The sequence below is a fragment of the Acinetobacter sp. genome (assembly GCF_036659555.1).
In the GTDB taxonomy this organism is placed as follows: Bacteria; Pseudomonadota; Gammaproteobacteria; order Pseudomonadales; family Moraxellaceae; genus Acinetobacter.
This window is the reverse complement of the sequence record NZ_JAVXCI010000185.1, coordinates 1-1129: the sequence shown is the minus strand read 5'-3', so window position 1 is coordinate 1129 and position 1129 is coordinate 1. Positions and strand designations below refer to the sequence as shown.

Annotated in this window: 1 protein-coding gene; it reads left to right on the top strand. The window is 48.9% G+C overall.

Translation table 11 applies throughout. The features are described from left to right. The first annotated feature begins 449 nt into the window (after positions 1–449). Entirely contained in the window at positions 450–926 is a 477-nt protein-coding gene (locus RSA72_RS14565; RefSeq protein WP_332633448.1) for a GNAT family N-acetyltransferase, read from the top strand. Positions 927–1129: the final 203 nt, after the last annotated feature.

Sequence of the window (1129 nt, the reverse complement as noted above, 5' to 3'; positions counted from 1 at the left end):
GATGCAAGTGTGGCGCAACGCCCGCAAGTGGCTGGGTTAAGCGATCTGCGCTGAGGGCGCAGTCCAAAAAGGCTCTGCAATTGCAGAGCCTTTTTTTATGGGTGTGTACATAAAAATAAGAGCTTATAGCGCCCGCAGAATGGCTACTTTGGATATAAAACTATCTTAAATGACCATCAGATAAGCGCTATAAGCTATTTATTTGATTGCGCGGCCATTGCTGAACTGATGCAGTGCGCCCATTCAGGCCACTCTTTCTGCAAGTGGCAAAAAATGCATGCAGGCCGCTTGCCTGCTGCCTCGCGTTGAATCTGCTCATCACCATTACCCTGATGGTCAGCCACGGTCAGGGGGCTGTAATCGGTTCAATTGGCGGCTAGGAGCAGACATTGGCATAGTCGAAAAAACAGCTAAATTAACGGCAATTTGCTTTGCTAAAGTTTGCAGCCATGTCTAAAAATTACACCGCATCAGGTTTAGTCGTAAGAGAAATTCAGTCCAATGACTTTGATTCATGGCTACCACTATGGAATGGCTACAACGCCTTTTATGGCCGTACGGGTGCAACTGCATTACCTGCGGAAATTACACAGGCGACTTGGACGCGTTTCTTTAATCCGATTGAGCCCGTATTTGCGATGGTCGCACAGGACGATGGAGAAATAGTTGGGCTGGTTCACTACATCTTTCACCGCAGCACGACAAGACTTGGGCCAGTTTGCTACTTGCAGGATCTGTTTACGACCCCCTCTCGGCGCAAACTAGGTATTGGCAGTGCACTGATAAACAGCGTGTATCAGCAAGCTGCATTAGCTGGTTCAAATCGTGTCTATTGGCAGACACAGACAACGAATGAAGCTGGGCGGGCGCTATACGATAAATTAGCTCAACACAGCGGCTTCATCGTATACAGCCATGAGCTTTAGCCTATTGCTGCAGCCCAGTCTTGAACGGCCAAGCGCAGGTTCTGCTAGCCCATTAGCGCGAACCAAGGTAAATCTAGAGAGAAGTTGGCACTGGCTTTTTTGATGCCTGGCGCCCTTGCAGTGTGAGTTTGGCTGCAGCAAGCAGTCATATTGCCGACAATTGGCAGACGCTATTTGCATCCGTACACACAAGCAGCTGTCTT

What these genes read in the sequence shown, in the direction of transcription:
- RSA72_RS14565 (WP_332633448.1), top strand. Translation starts at nt 450, where the DNA reads ATGTCTAAAAATTACACCGCATCAGGTTTAGTCGTAAGAGAAATTCAG.